Below are 17,016 nucleotides of genomic sequence, written 5' to 3'. Positions count from 1 at the left end.
ATTTCGTCTGACACGCCGCCATCGCAAGTAAGCTCGCTCCCACAAATGCTCAAGCGCGTCGTCGCTCGAACACGCTGTCGCCGTCAAGGTGGTTTAGGTGGGTGCAGCCCATCAGGTTCATGGTTCGCGCCAGTTCTTCCGTCAATACGTCCAGCGCCCGGCCAGCACCGTCTTCACCTGCCACCGCCACGCCGTAAAGGGTGGAGCGCCCTAGCAGCACGGCATCGGCCCCAAGCGCGAGCGCTTTGACGATATCGCTGCCACGCCGGATCCCGCCATCCAGTAGCAGGCTGAGTTTGCCTTTCGCCTGGGGCGCGATGGTCGCCAGTGCATCGAGGCTGCCGAGGGCACCGTCCAGTTGGCGGCCGCCGTGATTGGACACAACCACACCGTCGAGCCCGAGGACGACGGCTCGCTCCACATCGGTCGGATGCAACACGCCCTTGAGCAACAGCCGCTCGCCCCATTGATCACGCAAACGCGCCAGCATGTCCCAGTCGAGCAAGGTGTCCATCTGCTTGCCGATAAACGCCATTGATCCCAAGGGATTGCGCTCGCTCGGCGGCAAGTAAGGTTCAAGATTGCCCATGCCAGGCAGCCCCGATGGCCACATCACTTGCTTGAGCCAACGCGGGTGACGGACCACGTCAAACTTGTTGCGCCATGTCAGCTGTCGCGGCCTGGCAAAACTGCGTCGGTCCCACTCGCGATTGCCTAGCACCATTGCATCACAGGTCAACACCAGGGTCCGGCAACCGACAGCGGCGGCGCGCTGCAACAGGCTTTTTTGCACCGCCGGATCGCGCATGGCGTACAGCTGGAACCACAGGTCGACGCCAGGCGCCGCCGCAACAAGGTCTTCAAGAGAAGTGTTGGACGCGGTACTCAGGCTGAACGGCAAACCACGTGCCGTTGCAGCCCTGGCCAAGTGAATATCGGCATCGCGATGCAGCAGGCCGTTGTAGCCCGTCGGCCCGATCAGCATGGGCATTGACAGCACCTTGCCGAGCAACGCGCGGGACGTGTCGGGCGCATGGCAGGGCACCATGGCTCTGGCGTGCAGGCCATAGGCACTGAACGCGTCGAGATTATCCTTGAGCGTCAGCTCGGCTTCAGCGCCACCGCTGAGGTATTCCCAGACGAAGTAAGGCACGCGTCGCCGGGCCATGTCGGCCAGTTCGGCAATGCTGTGCACACGACTCAAGTCGGAACCGGTATAGAAGCGACGCATAGGTCATCCTCGTAGGGGCGGATAAAACCGCTGCGAAAAAAAAGCCCGGAAGGAGCGATCCGGGCGAAGGAAAACCAGTGTTGAAAAACTTTGCCCGATGCGCGGGCAAACCCGGAAGCCGCGAACGGCTCCCGAGGGATTTCAGAACTTCCAGGTGTAGGTGGTGATCAGACGGTTCTCCTGATAGTCCGCACCCGATGCCCTGCCATTGCCATAGCGCGTCTTGACGTCAATGCGGCGCCATTCGAAACCCACATCTTTGAGCGGACCGCTTTGCACCACATAGCCAAGCACGATGTTGCGTTCGCTTTCGACGTTTTGGTCGAGGGCATTGTTGCCCCGGTCGATCCCCGTACCGCGCATGTAACGCGTCATCAATTTCAGACCCGGCAAACCCATGCCCGCGAAGTTGTAGTCATAACGCAATTGCCAGGAGCTTTCGTTCGGCTTGACGAACGCCACTGTCGACCAGTTCACCAGGTAAGGCTGCGGTGCATAGCCGTCGAGCGTCGGGAATGTCGACTCGCCAAGCATGCGCTGATAGCCGACGCCGAAAGCATGGGCACCCTTCTTCAGGGTCGTCATGATCCCGTAGGACTTGTTGTCGATGTCGCCGTATAAAGCCTTGCCGTCCTCGCTGTTATTGAAGTAACGGAGGTCGGTCTTCAAGCCGTAACCAGCCCCCAGATCATGGTTATAAGTCAAACCGAGATAGTGTTGTTTGTAGATATCTTCCAACTGGCCAAAGAAGTAAGTACCGGACAAGTTCGGCGTAAACGCATACGTGGCGCCCCCAAAGTTTAAACCGTCACTGCGACGTTTAACGTTGGGTCCATTGAACAAGTACATCTTCTCGGTATTGGAAGACTCCCGGGAACTGATTTCGGTAAAACGGCCACCCGTCAGTGTCAGGTTGTCCACTTCTTTCGATTCGAGCTGCACACCGTGATAGGTGGTGATCAATTGCCGCGAGTCGTCGATGTACGCCACTGGCAACGTCGGGCGAAGTTCACCTATCTTGAGTTCGGTTTTGTTGTAACGAACCTTGCCGGTCAGCGCCGCACGGCCGTAGTCGCGCACTTGTTCGCCCTTGCTCGTGTCGTACGGAATAATGCTGTCCGGACCACGGCCACCGCCGCCGTCCAGGCGATAGGCGTATTGCGCCGAGAGGTCCAGGCCAAACTGCAGCGTGCCTTCGGTGTAACCCGAAATCGCGCGAAAATCGAAGCCTTGAGTCCAACTGCCGATCCGCGATTGCGGTGCATCATGCTGTTTGAAATCGCGGTCGATATAGAAGTTGCGCATCCCCAGACTGACTTGACTGTCGTCTACGAAGTCAGCCTGAGCAACCAAAGGCGTGAAGATCCCCATTACGGCCGCAGTGGTGACGCCACGGCTTACCCAGCTCTTCTCGAACATCAAACTTTCCTTCTTTTTTACATGCACGAAGGCACGACGAGTGGAAGCAGATCAATTCAGCAAAAGTGCAACTTTGGCAGTCAATCCGCAGTATTGTTTTTATAACCACTTACTGCAAAAAAGTCGTAACGCAGCCGTTCGCCAGAACAGCGAAAACCGCTTTATAGTTATTTTAAAAACTTGACGATCGTGGAAAGTCTTATCGCTGTTCCTGGAATAAAAACCTGTCAGGAAGTTGCTTTGGACGCATCTCCTAAACGGTGGTAGGCGCGGTTGAAATACACCAGGCCTTCCTGGCTGTCGCTATTGCGGATACCCAACACCTCGCAATAGAAAATCGTATGCGACCCCACTTCATGAGCCTGAGCGATACGGCAATCGAAACTGACCAGCGCCTCGTCCAGCAGCGGCGCACCGCTTTCCAGCGTGCTCCACGATGCGCAGGAAAAGCGCTGCTCGGTATCAAGATTGCGGTTGGAGAACGCCCCCGACACTTCCTGATGCCCAGGGGTCAGTACGTTGACGCTCAGCACACCGTTGCTCTTGAAATGCACGTTGGAAAACGACGAGCGATTCATGCACACCAATAGCGTCGGTGGCTGGTCGGTCACGCTGCACACCGCCGAAGCGGTAAACCCGAAACGACCCGCAGGACCATCGGTGGTGATGACCGAAACCGCGCCACCAAGCATTGCCATTGAGTTACGAAATCCAGTTGTATCGACCATGGTCTTACCCTCCGGTCTATCAGATATCCAGCACCAGTTTCTTGGACTTGGCCCGGGAACAGCACACCAGAATCTGGTCATTGGCAGATTTTTCGTCATCCGTGAGATAGACGTCGCGATGATCCGGTTCGCCTTCGATGACGTCGCACAAACACGTACCGCAAACGCCCTGTTCACACGACACTTCAATCTTGATGCCCACGGCGGTCAGCGCATCGACGATGCTCTGGCCCTCGGCAACCTGTACGGTCTTGCCGCTGCGCTGAGCGACCACTTCAAAACCGGCGCCCGAAGCGTCGACTTCGACCTGGAAGTATTCGCGGTGCACATGATCGTCGGCGTATCCCGCCTTCAGGGCCTGGGCAATGACCCAGTCCATGAAACCGGCCGGTCCGCAGACATACACGTGTACGCCGGCTTGTGGAGTGCCCAGCACTTTTGGCAGGTCGAGTTTCTGTTCGGCGGCTTCGTCGTCAAAATGGGTGTTCAACCGCGACGCAAACGCAGCGTTACCCAGCTCCTCGAGAAAGGCGCTGCGGTTGCGCGAACGACCGCAATAATGCAGTTCGAAATCGCTGTCGCGAGCATTCAGCGCGTAGGCCATGGCCACCATCGGGGTGATGCCGATACCGCCACCGATCAGGATCGAACGCCTGGCATCGCTGGCCAGCGGAAAGTGATTGCGCGGCAGGCTGATCTCGATTTCACGACCTTCCTGCAGCAGTTCATGCACCGCCACCGAACCGCCACGCGATGCGGGGTCCTTGAGTACGCCCAAGCGATAGGCGCCAGCGTTGGCCGGATCACCGCACAGCGAATACTGGCGAACCAGACCGGCCTTGAGGTGGATATCGACATGCGCGCCCGCCTCGAAGGCGGGCAAAGGCTGTCCCGTCGGATCACTCAGATCCAGTACGACAACACCTTCGCCCTGTTCTTCGCGCTTGCGCACGACGACTTTCAATAATTGATCGCTCATACAGGACCATCCCGATTTCGTTGTAAGGGGGCGCATCTGGGCACCCCCGACTTCTTTTTCAAACCATGTAACCGTGGACTCAGCGCATGAAGATCCCGCCGTTCACATCCCAGGTCGCCCCGGTGGTGAAGTAGGCGTCTTCGCTGGCCAGTTGCACGATCAGCTTGCCAATGAACGCGGCGTTGCCCAATTGCTTGACCGGGATCGCCTCTATCAGTTTTTCCAGGCGCTCGGGCGGCACGGCGGCGCGCACCGCCGGCGACTCGATAGGGCCCGGGGCGATAGCGTTGACCGTGACCCCGGACGCCGCCAGCTCCTTGGCGAAGATCTTGGTCAAGGTAATGATGGCGCCCTTGGACGCAGCGTAATGCGCGCCGGTCGCGGTGCCGCCGTTCTGCCCGGCCAGGGAGGCCATGTTGATGATCCGCCCGTAACCCCGGGCCGCCAGATAGCTGCCAAACACCTGGCAGCCGACAAAAGTACCGCGCTGATTGACGCTCACGACACGGTCGAACTCTTCCGGGCTGATCTGCATCACCGGCGTGGTCATGGTCATCGCGGCGTTGTTCACCACCACCTGCAATTCACCCCAATGCGCCACGACGGCCGCCAGGGCGCCTTCGAAATCGGCCTTGCTCGATACATCGAGCTTGAGCGCCAGGACCCGCTCGCCCGTGGCATCGAGTTCAGTCGCGGTGGCCTGTGCCGACTCCAGTGAACGGTCGCTGATCACGACCCGATAACCGGCGTTCAGCAGTTGCTCGGCAATGCGTTTGCCCAGCCCCTGGGCCGCGCCGGTGACCAATGCAACCTGTGTCATGGCAGCGTCCTCAGAGGATGTAGCCGATACCGGCGAGGGTATCGGTGGAGTTGATCAGCTGGATCAGCTTGCGCTGAATCTTGAAACTGTCACCGCTGCGCACCAGTTCAAACGTGACATCGGCGGTGTACTGCTTGAGTACATCCTTGCGGAACTCGCGCAGGTTCTGCGCACAGCGCACAGTGACAATTCCGTCTTCATCCGACAGCACGCGAAAGCGCGACTGGCTGCGCACGGTGCGCGCCCGCGGGGTGGTCGAGATCGACTCGCCGCTGGTCAGACGGGTGACGCGCAACTGACGCATGTGGTGGTCGTCGTAGGCGTAGTTCAGGGTGTTCTCGAAGTCGGTTTCCAGTGGATCGATCGGGATGATGTAGGTCGCTTTCTCGGTCCACAGATCGAGCCATTCGACGAAATCGCCGTGGTCGAGCATGTCCGCTTCCTGCCAGATGAAAGCGCTGACTTGGTTGAGCAATTGCAGGTTGTTCATTGGGTTCTCCGTCACTCAGGCCGACATCATCTTTTTCCACTGCTGGTAACCAGCGCGCATGCCGGTCTCGGCGCTCACATCGCTCACCAGCCCGTCTTCGGATTGCTTTTCACCCGGCAAGCCGCGGTTGAGCATGATCCACAGATCGGTGCCGGCACTGGCGCCGCGCTGTACGCGCTCCCAGGCTTCGGAATCGTCCGGAGTACCAAAACCCATCGGCCCCTGGAAGTGCTCATGCAGGCGCAGACGATAACGGTTGGCCACGGCCGGGCCACCGTCCATGGTGATGACGGCGTGATGGATTTCGGTTTCGTTCACCGCGATCGGTTGCAGCACCCGGAAGAACGCCATGGAACAGGCGATGTTCGGGAACAGGTTGAGGTTGAAGCCCGAACCGCCGACCGCACGCACGATGCGACGGACCGATGCTTCGTCCTGGCCTTCGGCGCGCAACTGCGCGGCCAGCTCCTCGAAACGCTCAGGAATCGGCAATTCAAGGTTGGCTTCCAGGTCGACCAGGTCCGGGATCATCACCATCACGCTGTGGCCGTTGCCGAGGTCTTCGACATAGCCCGGCCCTTCGACGAAGTCGAACAGCTCCAGGGTCTGTTCATCCACGGACGACAGGAACGACTTGTGCACCAGCGGGAAGTGATAGGCGTCGGTGGTGTTTTCCAGCTGGATCTTCCAGTTGCCGGGGAAGCGGAAGCGATGCTCGCCTCCCACTTTGACCGGGTAGCCGGCGCCCTGCTTCATGAACAGGTCGATCCACTTTTTGGCCGGACCGAGGAAATCGGCGAGAGGCTCGATGTCATCCTTGAAGGTGGCGAAGATCATGCCGTTGTATTGCTCGACACGCAGGCTGACCAAAGGCAGTTCGCCCTTGTCCAGGCAATCGGCGTAGCTTTCCGGGTGCGGCACACCGCGCAGGCTGCCATCCAGGGCGTAGCTCCAGCCGTGATAAGGGCAGACAAAACTGTTGGTCTTGCCCTTCTTGTGTTCGCACACCGTTGCACCGCGATGGCGGCAGCGGTTGAGCAACACATGCACGTCTTTCTTGCGGTCGCGCACGACGATCACCGGCTGCTTGCCGATATAGGTGCTCTTGTAGCTGCCGGACTCCGGGATTTCGCTGGCGTGAGCGACCCAGATCCAGGTGCTGTAGAAAATCTTGTCCAGCTCCTGATCGAAGATCTTGCCGTCGGTGTACAGCGACGTGTGAACGCGATCATGCAAGACCAGGTCGGAAGGACTGGCGTCGAGCGTTACGGTATTTATCAGGTTACTCACGATCACTCCTCGTCGGCATTGTTCGCCGACTCTAAGAATTCTGGGTGTTACTTTCAGGACTGGCCGGACTTGCCGGGTACGGGCAGGTGCGCGGCGCTGTTCCAGGTGTCGACCGGTCGGCTGAACAGGTTCTCGGTCTGAAAATGCGCCATGCGCCACTGCCCTTGTTCCTGGGCGAACCGCACGATCAGGCGGGCGCTATTGAGGTGCGAGGCCCCCGAGGCAAAGGTCGAAGTCTGCAACATCACCCAGCTGGCATCTGCGGTCTCACCGCTGACCCGGATCAGCTCCGAAGTCAGGAAGTGCACGTTCAGCGAAAAGTGCGCCGGCTCGACCATGTAGGTTGCGAACATCGCTTTGATCGCCTCACGCCCGTGGTAACCGCCGAAGCTGTTCTGGTACGTGGCACCCTTGCCTTCCCAGATCGCCTGCTCGGTGAACAACCCGGCCAGTTCCTCGAGCGGAGACTCCACGCCCAGCTCGTCGCACAGAAACATGTAGCGATTCATGCAGCCGCGGATCGCGTTCTCGCTTTCCAACTGCTCGAGCCGCTGTTCCAGTGCGCGCAAATGTTCTTGTGATGACATGGCGACTTCTCTCGACTCAGCGCTGGATGATCAGTTCGCGACCGGTACGGGCCTCGACCTTGCAGTACTTCCAGAGTTTGTAAGGGCCATTGCCGACATCCGTGGTGCGAAACAGGTTGCAGGCGGCGTGGACGGTTTCGATGTCGGGTACATCGGCCAGCAAGTAAGTCGTCCAGGGCCAGCCTGCAGACGGGCCGACCATGCTCTGATCGTCGTCCATGTTGCCCAGCACGGTGACGCCTGGCAGGTCGGCGATGCCGTTCCACATGGCGCCGAACGCGGCCCAGACTTCCAGCGCTTCAGGACGCGGAGCATCGAAAAAGTTTTGGTTGATGCCGATGCAGAACAGAACACGCAGGGCTTTTTTATCGGTCATGGGGTTCACCAATCAGTAGGGAAAAATTACAGGTAGCCAGGCAGCGGCTTATTGCCGAAGAAGATCGCGCCGGCGTTCTGGTAGGTCATGTCGCCCATGAAGGCGTGCTGGGTAATGACTTGGGTGTCGTTGACGAAACGCGACAGAGGACTGGTGCGGTACACCCCGCTCATGCCCGAGAGCATTTGCGCTGTGCGCGCGACATCGGCCGCGACGCGGGTGGCGTGGGTCGAGGACAAGCGCAGCATATTGGTCTGCTCGACGCTCACCGGGTCGCCGGCCAACACGCTGGCCCAGGCATCGTCGATGGATTGGTAGAACCACGAACGTGCAGCGCGCAGCGACGCTTCGGCCTTGGCCATCTCGACTTGGGCCAGGGGCCGGTCGGACAACGACGGCGCACCGGTCACGGAGATCCGGCCGCTGGCCATTCCGCTCAACTCATCGAGTGCCGCACGAGCAACGCCCAGACCGACCACCGACAACACCTGCGTGGCGAACGACAGCGACGGATAGCGGAAGAATGGCTCGTCTAGATTCGATGGGCCGCCGCGTACGAAGGTCCATTCCTCCGGAACCACCACGCCTTCGACGACCACATCATGGCTGCCGGTGCCGACCAGGCCGACGACGTTCCAGGTTTCCTCGATTCTGACCTTTTCCCGAGGCATCACCGCCAGTCGTGGCAGGCCGAGCATCTCGCCGTTTTTCGGGCTGATGCCCACGCCGATGAGCGACGCGCCCATGCAACCGCTGGAAAATTTCCAGCGCCCGTTGACCTCCAGGCCACCTTCAACAAAGGACGCAGGCTGCGGCGGGAAGATCCCACCGGCGAAGACCACGTCAGGCGAGTCGGCATAGATTTTCTTAATGGTTTCCAGCGGCAGCGCCGCCAGGTAAACCGGGCTCATGCCAAAGCTGGCGACCCAACCGGCGGAGCCATCGGCGATCGAGATATCTTCCACCATCTGGCAAAACTCGGCCGGCGAACGCTCGTCGCCGCCGAAGCGTTTTGGCACCAGAGCCCGATAGACACCTAGCTTGCGGAACTGCTCGATAACGTCCTGCGAGATGAATTTTTGTTGGTCGAATTCTTCGCTTCGAGCACGCGCACGAATCTCGACCAGCAGTTTCTGAAACGCTTCATTCGCCGTGATCGGCACGCGGCGCTGGTGATTCAGCTCGCTTGGCGCAGTCATGGGTTTCTCCATAGTAAGCATGACGATTACTCTTCCAGGCGCCGGACCAGTTCGCGGGCGGCTGCACACAGCAGTTCGTCCGCGCCATGGGCGGCAATGAGTTGAAGGCCTACCGGGAGTCCCGAAGCGCTTTCCAGAGGAATGCTCAGAGCCGGATGACCGGAAAGGTTGAAAGCGCGCACCAGGGAGGTCATGCCCAGGGCGGCGCGAGTATCGGCCGCATCCGCGACCAGCAATGGAAAGTCGGGCATGGTCGGCATGGCCAGAATCGGAGTGATGGCCAGGGCTGCATCCACTTCTGCGATAAACGCGCGACGGATGGCTTCGGCCCCTTCAAGGGCCTCGACCGAGGTCAGACTGGCTGTGCGCAGGCGGTCGGCGACATCGCTGCCCACCCGACCGGTTTGCAGAAGATGGCCACACGCGGCCCAGGTTTCGGCGTTGATGACCACCATGCCGGCGCCATACGCGGCGGCCATGCCGGGCAGTGTCTGCTCAAGCAATCTGAAACGCGAACGGGCCAGCGCCTGGTTCACCACCGCGTGCACCTGTTCATTAGCCTCTACCGCGACGACGCCGATAGACAGATGCTCAGTTACAGGAAGGGAAGTGAATGTGGGATCGATCACGCGCATCGCTGCGATCAAGCGATTCATGTCCAGCGCCAGGGGCCCCACGCAATCGAGAGTGCTGCGCGCTGGCATGACGCCCTGACGACTGACGCGACCGAAGGTTGGCTTGAGACCGAATACACCACAGCACGCCGCGGGAATCCGTACCGAACCGCCGGTATCGGTGCCCAACGCAAAGTCGCAAAGACCCGCCGCAACCGCTGCCGCCGAACCACTGGAAGAGCCACCCGGAATATAGCCGGGGTAGCGCGGGTTGGATGCCGTGCCGGTCCATGCGTTGAGGCCGGTGGTGCCGAATGCCAATTCATGCAGGCTGGTTTTACCGGTGATCCGGCAGCCCGCATCCAAAACGGACTGAACCACCTGTGCATGCTCAGCGGCCGCCGGCGCATCGGCCAGCGCGCGGCTTGAAGCGCGGGTCGGATAGCCGGCGATATCGATGGTGTCTTTCACCATGACCGAAAGGCCATTTCCTCCCAAGGCTAAATCCTCAACAACGATCGACATGCTCTTTACCTGCTCGTTATGTGTCACCAGAACGAATGACCTCGGCATGAGGGCCGGGGAAAACGCTTAAATCTAAAATCGTAATATTTACGTGAAATGTCAATTGAATTTTACCAAATAAAAGAGTGTGTATTTTCGGTGCAGATTTTCCTTTTTCGCACCAACGACGTGCAGTTTGGTAACACTGCTGGAAAAACGTAAAATCCTGAAAAATCGATTTTTTTTCTTTTAAAATCAATGTATTACTTACAATCAACCAATAGAAAACAACGAAACATTTAGAAAAATGTTGAGCAATAGCCTCTCTGAAAAGACAAACATGAAAAATAAATCAGCCCAAAAATGGTTGAAAAAAACAGGGTAAAAAATCACTGTTTTTTGAGTTTTTTTGTCAGCTGTTTTTGGTCATTCGAGGGCATCCTTGATCCAGATCAAAGCCTTGTTTGATATGGCGTGCTGCAGGTTTTTCCCGCCCTTCACACGACCTTCTGCCGGTCCTTGGGAGCACCTTGGTCGGCCCGCCTCGAAGCGCGTGCATCAGGCATCGCAGTAACGGCTTTCTGCCATGCACCAAAAAATTTCTGGCATGCAATCTGCTTTTGCCCTCTTCGCCTTCGACCGATCGCTCATGGTCGAGCGGCACCCTGATGACTCGGTAACCGAGCATGGGTGTCGCCGCAGTTCGATAACTAAAACAGGGCCGTACCTTGGGCCGAACTCGCACCACGTCGTGGTCGAGGCGGCTGGCCATTAGCCTTTTGCAGCGTTGCAACTCTTCGGAGAAAGTCATGCTTTTCAGAAAAGCCGTGTCCACGTTGTTATTGAGTGCCGCCTGCGCCGCCGCTGCGCAGGCGGATGTGAAAGTCGGTGTCATCACCTCCTCCACCGGACCGATCGCGCTGGTCGGGATACCCCAGAAAAACACCATACCGTTGCTGCCGACCCAGGCCGGCGACCAGGTGGTGAAGTACATTTCTCTGGATGATGCGAGCGACCCGACCGCTACGGTGAAGGCGCTGAAGAAGCTGATCAACGAAGAAAATGTCGATGCCATCATCGGCCCGAGCGGCTCGCCCAACGCCATGGGCGTGATCCAGTTCGTCGCCGAGGCAGGCGTGCCATTGCTGGCACCGGTCGGCACCGCTGCGGTGGTGCTGCCGATGACCGAGCAGAAGAAATGGGTATTCAAGACCACGCAGAACGATGACCTGATCGCCAAGGCGCTGTTCGAACACATGGCCAAAAAAGGCGTGAAGACCCTGGGCTTCATCGGCACCGGCGACCCTTATGGCGAGAATTGGGCCAAGGTCATGGCCGGCCTGGCAGCGCAGCAGAACATCAAGGTCGTGGCCAACGAGCGCTTCCAGCGCCAGGACACCTCGGTCACCGGGCAGAGCCTGAAAATTCTCGCCACCCGCCCCGATGCAGTGCTGGTCGCAGCGCCTGGCAGCTCGGCGGTGATGCCGCAGACCACCCTGTTCGATCAGGGCTATCGCGGCCAGGTCTACCAGACCCACGGCGCGGCGCTGCAAGATTTCCTCAAGCTGGGTGGCAAGAAGGTCGAGGGCACCATTCTGGCGGCCAGCCTGATGCTGGTACTCGATGAAATCCCGGACAGCCATCCTTCGAAGAAAATCGCCAGCGACTACACCAAGGCCTACGAAAAGCTCAACGGCAGCAAGCCGGCGACCTTCGGCGGGAACACCTTCGATGCCGGTCTGCTGCTACAGCAGGCGATCCCGATTGCAGCCAAAAAAGCGGCACCGGGCACTCCTGAATTTCGTGCTGCCCTGCGTGATGCACTCGAGCAAAGCCATGAACTGGCCGGTACCCAAGGCGTTTACAACATGACGCCGCAGGACCACAGCGGCTTCGACGAACGCGGTCGCGAATTGATCGTGGTGAAGAACGGCAACTGGATGTTGTTGCAGGACAACTGATCGAAACCCGGGCGCACAGCCCGTTGCGCGCCCTGCCCGCTTGCCGGCGAGTCGACCCGCGCCGGTAAGCGGGCCTGATATTCAATCTGTAGAAAAGAGCTCTCATTATGAATTTCCAGATAGCCATGCTGCTGGGCCAGGACGGTATGACCAACGGCGCGATCTATGCGCTGTTGGCCCTGTCGATCCTCCTGGTGTTCACCGTGACCCGGATCCTGCTGATTCCCCAGGGTGAATTCGTAACCTACGGCGCCTTGACCATGGCCACGTTGCAGAGCGGTCACCCGACTGCTCTGGTCTGGCTGCTGCTCGGCCTGACTTTTATCGACTGTGCACTCGATGTATGGGGCGCGGCACGTTCAAGCCAAGCCTTTCGGTTCCCCGTGCGCATTCTCTTCAAGCTTGGCTATGCCGGCCTGTTGGCGGTGCTGATCAACACCTTGCCGTTGGCCGAATTGCCGATGGCGGTCCAGGCCTTGCTGACGCTGGCGTTAGTGGTTCCGCTGGGGCCGCAGATCTACCGCCTGGTGTTCCAGCCGATCGCCTCGGCCAGCTCACTGGTCTTGCTGATTGTGTCGATCGCCGTGCACGTCAGCATGGTCGGTATCGCCCTGTTGCTGTTCGGTCCCGAAGGCGCACGCACCCGACCGTTCTCCGAAGCCGGCCTGGAGCTGGGCCCGGTCACCTTCAACAGCCAGACGCTCTGGGTGCTGGCCGTGTCCCTGGGGCTGATCGTCGGACTGTACCTGTTCTTCGAGCGCACGCTGTATGGCAAAGCCCTGCGTGCCACCGCGGTTAACCGCATGGGTGCCAGGCTGATGGGGATCTCGCCGACCCTCGCGGGCAAGTCGACCTTCCTGCTCGCGGCGCTGATCGGCACGCTGTCGGGGATCCTGATCGCACCGATCACCACGCTGTATTTCGACTCGGGTTTTGTCATCAGCCTCAAAGGCTTTGTCGGCGCGATCATCGGCGGACTGGTGAGCTATCCGGTCGCCGCACTCGGCGCCCTGGCGGTGGGCCTGATCGAAGCATTCTCGATGTTCTGGGCCAGTACCTACAAAGAAATCATCGTGTTCACGCTGATTATTCCGTTCCTGCTTTGGCGTTCGCTCACCAGTCGTCATGTGGAGGAAGAAGAATGAATTCGCGCTATCTGTTGCTTGCCCTGTTGCTGGTGGTGGGCGTTGCGCCGCTGCTGTTGCCGCCGTACTACGTCACCCTGCTCAATTACATCGGCATGTACGCCATGGTCGTCTTGGGGCTGGTGCTGCTCACAGGTGTCGGCGGCATGACCAGTTTCGGTCAGGCCGCGTTCGTCGGACTGGGCGCCTACACCTCTGCCTACCTGACCACCACCGAGCAATTGCCGGCATGGCTGGCCTGGGCCGGGACGTCACCGTGGCTAACGCTGCTGGTGGGCGTGGTGCTCACCGCCTCAGTGGCACTGATTCTCGGCGCCTTGACGCTCAAGTTGTCGGGGCATTACCTGCCGCTGGGAACGATTGCCTGGGGCCTTTCGCTGTACTACCTGTTCGGTACCCTGGAATCCCTGGGCGGCCATACCGGCGTCGGCGGTTTGCCATCGATTTCCTTGTTCGGCCTGAGACTGGATAAGGGCGAAAACATTTTCTACCTGATCTGGGCCCTGCTGTTGCTGGCGATCGTCATCACACAGAACCTCCTGAATTCTCGCGAAGGCCGCGCCATTCGCGCACTCAAGGGCGGCCAGGTAATGGCCGAGTCGATGGGGGTCAACACCTTCCGCTCGAAGATGGTGATCTTCGTCATCTCAGCGGTGTTCGCAGCCATTTCCGGCTGGCTTTATGCGCACACCCAACGCTTCGTCAACCCGACACCTTTCGGCCTGAACATGGGCATTGATTACCTGTTCATGGCCCTGATCGGCGGGGTCGGCAGCGTGTGGGGGGCCCTGCTCGGCGCGGGCATCCTGACCCTGCTCAAGCAATGGTTGCAGGACTGGCTGCCGCACCTGCTGGGTAACACCGGCAACTACGAAATCATCGTATTCGGCATCTTGATCGTGGTGCTTATGCAGCGTGCACCGGGTGGTCTGTGGCCCTTGCTGACGCGTCTGATACCGGCCTGGTTCAGGGTCCGCGCCAAGGTCCGGAATGTCGACGCCAAGGCTGCACCCCTGCCCCGCCGGCAACTGCCCAAACATGGCGAACTGATCCTTGAAGCGCGGAATGTGACCAAGCGCTTCGGCGGACTGGTGGCCAACAACGACATGAGCCTGGAAATCCGTTCGGGTGAAATCCTCGCGCTGATCGGCCCCAACGGTGCCGGCAAAAGCACCATGTTCAACCAGCTCTCCGGCGTCGATACACCGAGCAGCGGCGATGTGCTGTTCATGGGTCAAAAGATCAACGGCCTGAACTCGCGGCAAGTGGCGCAAATGGGCATGAGCCGCACCTTTCAGCACGTGAAGCTGCTGGGCAACATGAGCGTGCTGGAGAACGTCGCCATAGGCGCGCATTTGCGTGGCCAGCAAGGCGTGCTGTCGGCGGCTCTGCACCTGGATCGTCGCGAGGAAGCCGAACTGCTCGGCGAAGCCAGACGTCAGCTGAAGCGCGTAGGCCTAGGCGATTACTTGTATGAAGAGGCCGGGAGCCTGGCACTCGGCCAACAGCGGATTCTGGAAATCGCCCGCGCCTTGTGCGCCGATCCGTGCCTGCTGCTGCTCGACGAACCCGCCGCCGGCCTGCGCCTGAAAGAAAAGGAAGCCCTTGGCATCCTGCTCAGCCGCCTGCGCAGCGAAGGCATGGCGATTCTGCTGGTCGAGCACGACATGGACTTCGTCATGGGCCTGGTCGATCGCGTGGTGGTCATGGAGTTCGGTCAGCGGATCGCCCAGGGCCTGCCCGAAGACGTACAGAAGGATCCGGCCGTGCTGGAAGCCTATCTGGGAGGAGTTGAATGATGAACATGCAAGTGGAACCGCACCTCGCACCGCGCAACCAGGTCGTCGACGCCGTGCTGGAGATCAAAGGCCTGAGCGTGGCTTACGGCAAGGTCGAAGCGCTGAGCGACGCCAGCCTGACCGTCGGCAAGGGTCAGATCGTGACAGTGATCGGCCCCAACGGCGCCGGCAAGACCACCCTGCTTTCGGCCATCATGGGCGTGCTTGGCTCCCGGGGTCAGGTGCATTTCGACGGCAGCCTGGAAACCTTGCCGGAAGTGGAAGTGATGGTCTCGCGAGGCCTGGGCCTGGTGCCGGAAAAACGCGAATTGTTCACCAGCATGAGCGTGGCCGACAACTTGCTGCTCGGCGCTTTTCAACGCCACCGCCGGGGCGACCGTCGCTACAGCGAAACGCTTGGCGAAATCTACGAACTGTTCCCGCGCCTGTGGGAACGCCGCGAGCAATTGGCGGCGACGTTGTCCGGCGGTGAACGCCAGATGCTCGCCGTGGGCCGGGCGCTGATGGCCAAGCCCAAGCTGCTGATGCTCGACGAGCCAAGCCTGGGACTGGCGCCGCTGATTACCCGGGAGATCTTTCGCATCATCACCGCGCTGCGTGAGCAAGGGGTATCGATTCTGCTGGTCGAGCAGAACGCGCGTGCCGCCCTGCGGGTGGCCGATTACGCCTATGTGCTGGAAACCGGCCAGATCGCCATGCAGGGCCCGGCGCAGCAACTGGCTGATGACCCACGCGTGATCGAAGCCTATCTCGGCCTGGCCAGCAAGCATCAGGAAATGCTCGCCAACTGACCGCCGCCCTGCCCCGGCGCCCGAAACGGCGCCGGGCCCGGCCTTCCCAGGCCTTTCTGAACATCCGGAGTCACGATGAACGCTTCCCCCTTGCGCATCGGCATCGCCGGTGCCGGTGCCATCGGCTGCACCCTGGCGGCCCGTCTTGCGGGTAACGGCCATACGGTCAACGTACTGGCCCGAGGTGAAACCCTGACCGCCATCCGCCGTGACGGCATCCACCTGTCCGATCTGGACGGTCATCATCATGTGCGAGTCGAGGCCAGCGACGACGCTGCCAGCCTTGGCGAGCAAGACCTCATATTCCTCTGCACCAAGGCACAAGCCCTGGCCAGTCTGCTGCCGCAACTGCAACCGATGATCGGCGCAGAAACGGTGGTGATCCCGGTGATCAACGGTGTGCCGTGGTGGTACTTCCACGGTGAAGGCGGACGCTACGACGGGCAACGGGTGAACGCGGTTGATCCGCAGTCGACGCTCAACCAGGCCTTGGACCTGCGCCACGTGATCGGCTGCGTGGTGTTCATCACCGCGCACTGCCCCGCCAATGCGGTGGCTGAATCGAACACCCCGCACCTGATGATTTTTGGTGAGCCTGACAACCGCCTCAGCCCCCGCCTGGAGCGTGTGCGCGCACTGATCGAAAGTGTCGGCATCGAAGCACGAGCGCACCGACCGCATCCGCGACAATCTGTGGACCAAGATCATCGCCAACCTCACCTCCAACCCGCTCTCAGTGATTACCGGCGCAACGCTCGATCAGCTTTACAGCCTGCCGGAGCTACGCGACCTGGTCAGCAGTTGCCTGCACGAAGCCTTGCTGACGGCCGCCGCGTACGGCGCGCGCGTGAGCATCGATCCACGGACCTTTCTCGAACTCGGCGCCGGCATGGGCGCCGTGCGCACCTCGATGCTCCAGGACTATGAGAAAGGCCGCCCTCTGGAGTTGGCCGCCATCGGCGATGCAGTGCTGGAGTTGGCCGATGGCATGGCGATCCCGATGCCCATTACTCGACACCTCATTGCCCTGGCACGCTTTCGCGGCGAACAGGCCCGTCACTGAATCACTACGACAAGGACTCC

General features: G+C 60.0%; 16 protein-coding genes and 1 pseudogene. 6 read left to right on the top strand and 11 right to left on the bottom strand.

Going from position 1 to position 17,016, the window contains the following annotated elements:
• Positions 1-49: 49 nt before the first annotated feature.
• The 11 genes from AB7M26_RS17605 to AB7M26_RS17555 all read right to left on the bottom strand — a co-directional run bounded on the left by AB7M26_RS17605 (position 50) and on the right by AB7M26_RS17555 (position 10,258).
• Complete coding sequence (locus AB7M26_RS17605; RefSeq protein WP_429385365.1) at positions 50-1,231, bottom strand: alpha-hydroxy acid oxidase; 1,182 nt, start codon at positions 1,229-1,231, stop codon at positions 50-52.
• Positions 1,232-1,372: 141 nt separating this feature from the next.
• A complete protein-coding gene (locus AB7M26_RS17600) occupies positions 1,373-2,650 on the bottom strand; it encodes an OprD family porin (RefSeq protein ID WP_429385363.1) in 1,278 nt (425 codons plus the stop codon).
• A gap of 227 nt (positions 2,651-2,877) precedes the next feature.
• Positions 2,878-3,378 (bottom strand): flavin reductase, encoded by a 501-nt coding sequence (locus tag AB7M26_RS17595; RefSeq protein ID WP_084317856.1) that lies wholly within the window; start codon positions 3,376-3,378, stop codon positions 2,878-2,880.
• A gap of 19 nt (positions 3,379-3,397) precedes the next feature.
• Entirely contained in the window at positions 3,398-4,357 is a 960-nt protein-coding gene (locus AB7M26_RS17590; RefSeq protein ID WP_084317857.1) for a PDR/VanB family oxidoreductase, read from the bottom strand.
• A gap of 79 nt (positions 4,358-4,436) precedes the next feature.
• Positions 4,437-5,177, bottom strand: coding sequence for an SDR family NAD(P)-dependent oxidoreductase (locus AB7M26_RS17585; RefSeq protein ID WP_429385360.1), 741 nt, complete (start codon positions 5,175-5,177; stop codon positions 4,437-4,439).
• Positions 5,178-5,187: 10 nt separating this feature from the next.
• Positions 5,188-5,667: an aromatic-ring-hydroxylating dioxygenase subunit beta gene (locus tag AB7M26_RS17580; RefSeq protein ID WP_129444813.1), complete on the bottom strand. Its 480-nt coding sequence runs from the start codon at positions 5,665-5,667 to the stop codon at positions 5,188-5,190.
• Between the two features lie 15 nt (positions 5,668-5,682).
• Complete coding sequence (locus tag AB7M26_RS17575) at positions 5,683-6,957, bottom strand: aromatic ring-hydroxylating oxygenase subunit alpha (RefSeq protein WP_429385357.1); 1,275 nt, start codon at positions 6,955-6,957, stop codon at positions 5,683-5,685.
• Between the two features lie 53 nt (positions 6,958-7,010).
• Positions 7,011-7,544, bottom strand: coding sequence for a nuclear transport factor 2 family protein (locus tag AB7M26_RS17570; protein WP_429385355.1), 534 nt, complete (start codon positions 7,542-7,544; stop codon positions 7,011-7,013).
• A gap of 16 nt (positions 7,545-7,560) precedes the next feature.
• The gene (locus AB7M26_RS17565; protein ID WP_084317862.1) at positions 7,561-7,920 is read right to left on the bottom strand and encodes an IacB protein; all 360 of its coding nucleotides are present in this window, start codon (positions 7,918-7,920) and stop codon (positions 7,561-7,563) included.
• A 26-nt stretch (positions 7,921-7,946) separates the two neighbouring features.
• Positions 7,947-9,119, bottom strand: coding sequence for an acyl-CoA dehydrogenase family protein (locus AB7M26_RS17560; protein ID WP_429385353.1), 1,173 nt, complete (start codon positions 9,117-9,119; stop codon positions 7,947-7,949).
• A 26-nt stretch (positions 9,120-9,145) separates the two neighbouring features.
• Positions 9,146-10,258, bottom strand: a complete 1,113-nt coding sequence (locus AB7M26_RS17555) for an amidase (RefSeq protein ID WP_429385351.1) — start codon at positions 10,256-10,258, stop codon at positions 9,146-9,148.
• A gap of 788 nt (positions 10,259-11,046) precedes the next feature.
• Here AB7M26_RS17555 and AB7M26_RS17550 point away from each other — a divergent pair.
• The 6 genes and pseudogenes from AB7M26_RS17550 to AB7M26_RS17525 all read left to right on the top strand — a co-directional run bounded on the left by AB7M26_RS17550 (position 11,047) and on the right by AB7M26_RS17525 (position 16,996).
• Positions 11,047-12,198, top strand: coding sequence for an ABC transporter substrate-binding protein (locus tag AB7M26_RS17550; RefSeq protein WP_429385349.1), 1,152 nt, complete (start codon positions 11,047-11,049; stop codon positions 12,196-12,198).
• A 107-nt stretch (positions 12,199-12,305) separates the two neighbouring features.
• Positions 12,306-13,343 (top strand): branched-chain amino acid ABC transporter permease, encoded by a 1,038-nt coding sequence (locus tag AB7M26_RS17545; RefSeq protein ID WP_429385347.1) that lies wholly within the window; start codon positions 12,306-12,308, stop codon positions 13,341-13,343.
• On the top strand, positions 13,340-15,142 hold the full coding sequence (locus tag AB7M26_RS17540) for a branched-chain amino acid ABC transporter ATP-binding protein/permease (RefSeq protein ID WP_429385345.1): 1,803 nt from the start codon (positions 13,340-13,342) through the stop codon (positions 15,140-15,142). The genes AB7M26_RS17545 and AB7M26_RS17540 overlap by 4 nt, the downstream gene beginning before the upstream one ends.
• A complete protein-coding gene (locus AB7M26_RS17535) occupies positions 15,139-15,933 on the top strand; it encodes an ABC transporter ATP-binding protein (RefSeq protein WP_429385343.1) in 795 nt (264 codons plus the stop codon). Before AB7M26_RS17540 ends, AB7M26_RS17535 begins: the two co-directional genes overlap by 4 nt.
• A gap of 75 nt (positions 15,934-16,008) precedes the next feature.
• Positions 16,009-16,275 (top strand): annotated as a pseudogene (locus tag AB7M26_RS17530) (ketopantoate reductase family protein); the annotation flags it as partial.
• Positions 16,276-16,579: 304 nt separating this feature from the next.
• Positions 16,580-16,996 (top strand): ketopantoate reductase family protein, encoded by a 417-nt coding sequence (locus AB7M26_RS17525; protein WP_454238987.1) that lies wholly within the window; start codon positions 16,580-16,582, stop codon positions 16,994-16,996.
• Positions 16,997-17,016: the final 20 nt, after the last annotated feature.

The sequence above is a fragment of the Pseudomonas sp. F-14 TE3482 genome, assembly GCF_053629455.1.
Note: the sequence above shows the minus strand (reverse complement) of the source record. Positions and strands in the feature narration are given on the sequence as shown.

Excerpts from the sequence above, each read along its gene's own strand:
- AB7M26_RS17535 (WP_429385343.1), top strand. The coding sequence starts at position 15,139 with ATGATGAACATGCAAGTGGAACCGCACCTCGCACCGCGCAACCAGGTC.
- AB7M26_RS17590 (WP_084317857.1), bottom strand. The coding sequence starts at position 4,357 with ATGAGCGATCAATTATTGAAAGTCGTCGTGCGCAAGCGCGAAGAACAG.
- AB7M26_RS17555 (WP_429385351.1), bottom strand. The coding sequence starts at position 10,258 with ATGTCGATCGTTGTTGAGGATTTAGCCTTGGGAGGAAATGGCCTTTCG.
- AB7M26_RS17580 (WP_129444813.1), bottom strand. The coding sequence starts at position 5,667 with ATGAACAACCTGCAATTGCTCAACCAAGTCAGCGCTTTCATCTGGCAG.
- AB7M26_RS17565 (WP_084317862.1), bottom strand. The coding sequence starts at position 7,920 with ATGACCGATAAAAAAGCCCTGCGTGTTCTGTTCTGCATCGGCATCAAC.
- AB7M26_RS17605 (WP_429385365.1), bottom strand. The coding sequence starts at position 1,231 with ATGCGTCGCTTCTATACCGGTTCCGACTTGAGTCGTGTGCACAGCATT.
- AB7M26_RS17540 (WP_429385345.1), top strand. The coding sequence starts at position 13,340 with ATGAATTCGCGCTATCTGTTGCTTGCCCTGTTGCTGGTGGTGGGCGTT.
- AB7M26_RS17550 (WP_429385349.1), top strand. The coding sequence starts at position 11,047 with ATGCTTTTCAGAAAAGCCGTGTCCACGTTGTTATTGAGTGCCGCCTGC.
- AB7M26_RS17560 (WP_429385353.1), bottom strand. The coding sequence starts at position 9,119 with ATGACTGCGCCAAGCGAGCTGAATCACCAGCGCCGCGTGCCGATCACG.
- AB7M26_RS17595 (WP_084317856.1), bottom strand. The coding sequence starts at position 3,378 with ATGGTCGATACAACTGGATTTCGTAACTCAATGGCAATGCTTGGTGGC.
- AB7M26_RS17600 (WP_429385363.1), bottom strand. The coding sequence starts at position 2,650 with ATGTTCGAGAAGAGCTGGGTAAGCCGTGGCGTCACCACTGCGGCCGTA.
- AB7M26_RS17570 (WP_429385355.1), bottom strand. The coding sequence starts at position 7,544 with ATGTCATCACAAGAACATTTGCGCGCACTGGAACAGCGGCTCGAGCAG.
- AB7M26_RS17545 (WP_429385347.1), top strand. The coding sequence starts at position 12,306 with ATGAATTTCCAGATAGCCATGCTGCTGGGCCAGGACGGTATGACCAAC.
- AB7M26_RS17585 (WP_429385360.1), bottom strand. The coding sequence starts at position 5,177 with ATGACACAGGTTGCATTGGTCACCGGCGCGGCCCAGGGGCTGGGCAAA.